The organism is Deferrisoma sp. (genome assembly GCF_054681715.1).
Genome location: NZ_BAAHFQ010000173.1, coordinates 1 through 5,834, shown reverse-complemented (window position 1 = coordinate 5,834; position 5,834 = coordinate 1). Strand labels below are relative to the sequence as shown.

Here is a 5,834-nt window from a genome sequence, read left to right as displayed (position 1 = left end):
GGAAGGTCCGTCCGGCGTTCCGCAAGCGGATCGCCTGGCGGCGTAACATCTGCTGGGCCGGTCGGCCTACGCTGCGAGCGTCGATTTTGTCCATGGGCGCAGTATACCAGAACCGCGCCTATTTATCCACCAGGTTAATAGCTTTCCAGCCAGCCCCACGCAAGGAGACCACCATGGGCGATTTTTTTCGGCTGAAGGAGTACCGGACCGACGTGAAGACCGAGGTGATGGCCGGCATCACCACCTTCCTCACGGCGGCCTACATCGTGTTCGTGAACCCGGCGATCCTGTCGAACACCGGCATGGACAAGGCGGCGCTCATCACGGTGACCTGCCTCGTGTCGGGACTCGCGACCTGGCTCATGGGGCTTTGGGCCAACGCCCCGTTCATGATGGCACCGGGCATGGGGCTCAACGCCTACTTCGCCTTCAGCCTGTGCCTCGGGCAGAACGTGCCCTGGCAGACGGCGCTCGGGGTGGTGTTCCTGTCGGGGGTGTTCTTCCTGATCCTCACCTGGGTGGGCATCCGGGAGCGGATCATCGAGAGCATCCCGGCGAACCTCCGGCTCGCGGCCAGCGTGGGAATCGGGCTTTTCATCACGTTCATCGGGATGCAAAACCTAAAGCTCATTGTGAAAAACGACGCCGTGCTCGTGGGGCTCGGGGAACTGACCCCCTCGGTGCTCCTCGGGCTCGGCGGGCTCTTGCTCATGGCCGTCCTCGAGTCGCGGAAGATCAAGGGTTCGATCCTGATCGGCATCCTGGCCACGGCCGTGGCCGGGTTCGTGCTCGGCATCGCCGACCCGCCGTCGGCCCTGGTGGCCGCCCCGGCGTCCCCCGCCCCGGTGGCCTTCCATCTGGACATCGCGGCGGCCGTGAGGCCCGCCCTCTGGGCCGCCATCTTTTCGTTCATGTTCGTGGACCTCTTCGACAGCCTCGGCACCATGCTCGCCGTGTCCTACGAAGCCGGCCGGGTCACCGAGGACGGGAAGATCCCCGGGATCGGCCGGATGCTCACGGCCGACGCGCTGGCCACGGTGTTCGGGTCGGTGCTCGGCACGTCCACCACCACCACCTACATCGAGTCGGCGGCCGGGGTGGCCGAGGGCGGCCGCACCGGGCTCACCGCCATGGTCACCGGCGCGCTCTTTCTCCTGGCCCTCTTTTTTAGCCCGCTCATCGGCGCCGTGCCGCCCTTCGCCACGGCCCCGGCGCTCATCATGGTGGGCCTTTTCATGATCCGGGGCATCCACCGGATCGACTTCCAGCGGTTCGACGAGGCGCTGCCGGCGTTTCTCACGATCATCCTGATGCCGCTTACCTACTCCATCGCCACCGGGCTTCTGTTCGGGTTCCTCGCGTACGTGGTGCTCAAGGTCCTGACCGGGCGGCTTGGCGATCTCAACCCCGTGCTCGTGGGCATCGCGGTGCTCTCGCTCATCGATCTCCTGGTCTGATGCAGCGGTTCGACCTCCTGGAGAAGAAGATCCTCCGCAAGGCCGGCCAGGCCATCGCGGAGTTCGGGATGATCGAGGAGGGTGACCGGGTTCTGGTGGCCCTGTCGGGAGGCAAGGACTCCTGGACCCTCCTGCACGTGCTCGAAACCCTGCGGCGCCGGGCCCCCGTGCCCTTCGAGGTCCACGCGGTCACGGTACACCCGGGGTTCCCCGGGTTTCGCACCGAGCCCATCGAGCGCTACTGCCGCGAGCAGGGATTTCGCCACTGGGTGGAGCCCTCCCGGATCTACGAGATCGTCGAGGCGAAACGCCACCCGGGCACGAGCTACTGCGCCTTTTGCTCGCGGCTCCGGCGCGGCGTGCTCTACGGGATCGGCCGGCGGGAGGGGTACACGAAGATCGCCCTCGGCCACCACGCCGACGATCTCATCGAGACCCTGCTCCTGAGCCAGTTCTTCACCGGGGAGATCAAGAGCATGCCGCCCCGGCTCACGGCCGAGGACGGCCGGAACGTGGTCATCCGGCCCCTGTGCCGGGTGTTCGAGGAGGACATCCGGGCCTACGCCCTGGCCCGGGAGTTTCCGGTGGTGTGCTGCGGATGCCCGGTGTGCGGGGTGGAGGACCAGAAGCGAAAACGGGTCAAGGCGCTCCTTCGTGAGCTCGAGGCCGAGCACCCCGGCATCAAGGCCAGCATGCTCTCGAGCCTGGGACGGGTCCGCCGGGGCTACCTTCTGGAGGGCGCCGGCCCGTGAACGACTGGGGGGTGTTCCTCGCGGCCCACGCGGTGGTCGCCCTTCCGTGTGGGGCCCACCTGGTGCTTCGGCGCCGGGATCCGGTGGCGACCCTCGCCTGGCTCCAGGCGGTGCTGCTCCTGCCCGGGTTGGGCGTTCTCCTCTACCTGCTCTTCGGCGCCGACCGGATCGAACGCCGGTGGCGCCGGCGCCGCCGGAAGGCGGGGGAGATCCTCCCGGACGACCGGCCGATCGAGCCCCACCTGGTGCACGCCCCGCCCCCGGATCTGCCCCTGGGGGCGGCCGACACCCTTCGGGTGGCCATCGCCTCGTCACACGTGCTCCCCACCACCGGAAACGCCCTTCGGGTGTTCGACCGGGTGGCCGAACTCTACGACGATCTCCATCAGGCGATCTCCCACGCCGAGCGGTGCGTGCATCTAGAGTACTACATCTGGCAGCCCGACGAGACGGGCCTCGCCTTCCTGGACCTCCTCGCACGAAAAGCCGCCCAGGGGGTGGAGGTGCGACTCCTCCTGGATGCGGTGGGTTCCCGGAAGCTCTCGGCGGCCCACCTGGAACCCCTGACCGCCGCCGGCGGGCGGGTGGGGTGGTTCCTGCCGCTACGGGGCCTCGCCCGGGGCGGCGTCCTCCATCTTCGCAACCACCGGAAGATAGCGGTGGTCGACGGCCGGGTGGCCTACACCGGGGGGGTGAACATCGGCGACGAGTACCGGGGCCGGTGGGCCCGAAAGCCCCCCTGGCGCGACACCCATCTTCGGGTGGAGGGTCCGGCCGTCCACCAACTCCACCACGTGTTCGCCGAGGACTGGCACTTCGCCACGGGCGAGGACGTGGTGGCCCCCGAGCGGTTCCCTCCCCAGCGGGCGGCCGGTTCGGCCACCGTGCAGGTGGTGGCAAGCGGCCCCGACGACCCGGCCCGGGCGATCCACGCGACCCTGTTCCACGCCATCGTTTCGGCCCGCCGGCGGGTCTGGATCGAGACCCCCTACTTCGTGCCCGACGCACCCATCCTGACCGCGCTGGCCACGGCGGCCCGCCGGGGGGTGGACGTGGAGATCCTGGTGCCCCAGCGCACCGACCACCCCCTGGTGGATCGGGCCGGGGAGAGCTTCCTGGCCGACCTTCTCGACGCCGGGGTCCGGGTGTTCCGCTACGAGCCGGGCATGCTCCACTCGAAGCTCGTGGTGGTGGACGGCCGGTGGGGCATGCTGGGGTCGGCCAACATGGACATCCGGTCGTTCCGGCTCAACTTCGAGGTGAACCTCCTCGTGCTCTCTCCGGACCTCGCGGCCCAGATCGAAGCGGTGTATCTTGCGGACCGGCGCGTGGCCACCCGGTTCACCGCGAACCACGTGGCCGCCGCCGCCTGGCCTCACCGGGTGGTGACGGCCGCGTGCCGGCTCTTGTCGCCGGTGCTGTAGGTGGCCCCGCGGCCGGGCTGCGAGGGGGCTGGGAAGCCGGTGCGCTGGGTCCGGGTACGGGGGCCGGGCCGGCGCAGAAATTCCCCCGGGACCGATCAATTTTCACCTCGGAGATCCGGGGTGTGCCCCGGGCACGGGTGAACACTGCCGCCCATTCGCGGCACCCCGGGAAGCCGTCGAGCGGAAGACCGACGACCGGGGACCGCCGACCGCCTCGCCGGTAAAGAACTTGCATGCAGCGCCCCGACCAGGGGTATCTCGTTCACGATCCAAAACGGGAGGATGACATGAGGCCGTATTTCGAAAGGATGCCCGAGTTCGGTCAGCCCCTTTCCGAGCGCCAACTGAAGGCCTCGGAGGAGAGCGTCCAGGAGATCCGCAAGGTCGAGGCCGAGCTCGCCCAGGAGGTCGAGCGGGTCAAGAACGCCGGCATTCCCCAGAAGAAGATCAACGACCGGGGCCAACTGACGGTCTGGCAGCGTCTCGAGTACCTGGTGGACCCCGGCACCTGGTGCCCGCTCCACACGCTCTACAACCCCAAGGAGAACGAAGAGGGCACCACCGGGGTCGTGGACGGGCTCGCGAAGATCTCCGGCAAGTGGGCCGTGGTGATCGGGTTCGACAACAAGGTGCTGGCCGGCGCCTGGATCCCGGGTCAGTCGGAAAACATCCTCCGGGTCACCGACATGGCCAAGCGCCTGAACGTGCCCCTCGTGTGGCTGGTGAACTGTAGCGGCGTGAAGCTCAACGAACAGCACCTGGTGTACCCCGACCGACGGGGCGGCGGCACCACGTTCTTCCGCCACGCGGAACTCCAGAAGCTGGGGATCCCGGTGCTCGCGGCCGTATACGGCACGAACCCCGCCGGCGGCGGGTACCAGGCCATCAGCCCCACCCTCATCGTGGCCCACAAGGACGCCAACATGGCCGTGGGCGGGGGCGGCATCGTGAGCGGCATGAGCCCCAAGGGGTACTTCGACGAGGAGGGCTGCGAGGCCCTGATCGAGGCGACCCGGAAGTTCAAGGCCGTGCCCCCGGGCCGGGTGGAGATCCACCACGACGCCACCGGGTTTTTCCGGTACGTGGCCGACACCGAGTACGCGGTGCTCGACATCATCAAGGAGCACATGCGCGAGATGCCGGCCTACGCCCCCCGGTTCTTCCGGGTGGCGGAACCGGCACCGCCCAAGTTCTCGCCCGAGGAGATCGAGCGGATCATCCCGTTCAACCAGAAGCGGACGTACAGCTTCGAGGAGGTCCTGGCCCGGCTCGTGGATGGCAGCGAGCACATGGAGTTCCGGCCCGACTACGGTCCCGAGGTGTACTGCGGGCTCGTCAAGGTGGACGGGTTCCTGTGCGGGGTGATCGGCAACCGCCAGGGGTTCCTGCCGCCGGGGTACCCGGAGTACGCCGACTACCCGGGCATCGGCGGCAAGCTTTACCGTCAGGGCCTCATCAAGATGAACGAGTTCGTGACCCTGTGCGGCCGGGACCGGGTCCCGATCATCTGGTTCCAGGACACCACGGGCATCGACGTGGGCGATCTGGCGGAGAAGGCCGAACTCCTGGGCCTGGGACAGTCGCTCATCTACTCCATCGAACAGACCGACGTGCCCATGATGCTCGTGGTCCTCCGGAAAGGCACGGCCGCGGCCCACTACATCATGGGGGGCCCCACGGCCAACAACCACAACGTGTTCACCCTGGGCACCCCCACCACCGAGATCTACGTGATGCACGGCGAAACCGCGGCCGCGGCCACCTACGCCCGCCGCCTCGTCAAGGAGCGCGACGCCGGGAAACCGATCCAGCCCGTCATCGAGAAGATGAACCAGCTCGTCCAGGACTACTACGAAAAGTCCCGGCCGATCTACTGCGCCAAGATGGGGTTCGTGGACGAGGTGGTGCGGTTCGCGGACATCCGGCGGTACATGGTGGCGTTCGCCGGGGCGGCCTACCAGCACCCGAAAACGATCTGCGCCCACCACCAGATGATCACCCCGCGGATCATCAAGGGGTGAGAAAGGCTGGGAGGCTAGAAGGCTAGGAAGCTGGGAAGCTAGTGTCCGTCCGGAAATCGCAACCACTTGAAAAATTTACGATTTTGCGCCAGCTCTGTTATTGGTTTTTGGACAAAAATCTGTTACGATGCACCGTGCAACCATTTGATATGATTGACGAATGCCTGTCTAAGGGGTGCG

4 protein-coding genes are annotated in these 5,834 nt (G+C 67.5%); all 4 read left to right on the top strand.

The features are described from left to right. Positions 1-173 precede the first annotated feature (173 nt). The 4 genes from ACY0I8_RS15655 to ACY0I8_RS15640 all read left to right on the top strand — a co-directional run bounded on the left by ACY0I8_RS15655 (position 174) and on the right by ACY0I8_RS15640 (position 5,654). Positions 174-1,457 (top strand): NCS2 family permease, encoded by a 1,284-nt coding sequence (locus ACY0I8_RS15655; protein ID WP_459943193.1) that lies wholly within the window; start codon positions 174-176, stop codon positions 1,455-1,457. After that, complete coding sequence (ttcA, locus tag ACY0I8_RS15650; RefSeq protein WP_459943192.1) at positions 1,457-2,209, top strand: tRNA 2-thiocytidine biosynthesis protein TtcA; 753 nt, start codon at positions 1,457-1,459, stop codon at positions 2,207-2,209. Before ACY0I8_RS15655 ends, ttcA begins: the two co-directional genes overlap by 1 nt. Continuing rightward, positions 2,206-3,633 (top strand): phospholipase D-like domain-containing protein, encoded by a 1,428-nt coding sequence (gene cls / locus ACY0I8_RS15645; RefSeq protein ID WP_459943191.1) that lies wholly within the window; start codon positions 2,206-2,208, stop codon positions 3,631-3,633. Before ttcA ends, cls begins: the two co-directional genes overlap by 4 nt. Before the next feature lie 287 nt (positions 3,634-3,920). Then, positions 3,921-5,654 (top strand): acyl-CoA carboxylase subunit beta, encoded by a 1,734-nt coding sequence (locus ACY0I8_RS15640; protein WP_461395482.1) that lies wholly within the window; start codon positions 3,921-3,923, stop codon positions 5,652-5,654. Positions 5,655-5,834 lie beyond the last annotated feature (180 nt).

Bases quoted from the DNA above. Each gene is read 5' to 3' on its own strand.
- ttcA (WP_459943192.1), top strand. From the start codon at position 1,457: ATGCAGCGGTTCGACCTCCTGGAGAAGAAGATCCTCCGCAAGGCCGGC.
- ACY0I8_RS15640 (WP_461395482.1), top strand. From the start codon at position 3,921: ATGAGGCCGTATTTCGAAAGGATGCCCGAGTTCGGTCAGCCCCTTTCC.
- ACY0I8_RS15655 (WP_459943193.1), top strand. From the start codon at position 174: ATGGGCGATTTTTTTCGGCTGAAGGAGTACCGGACCGACGTGAAGACC.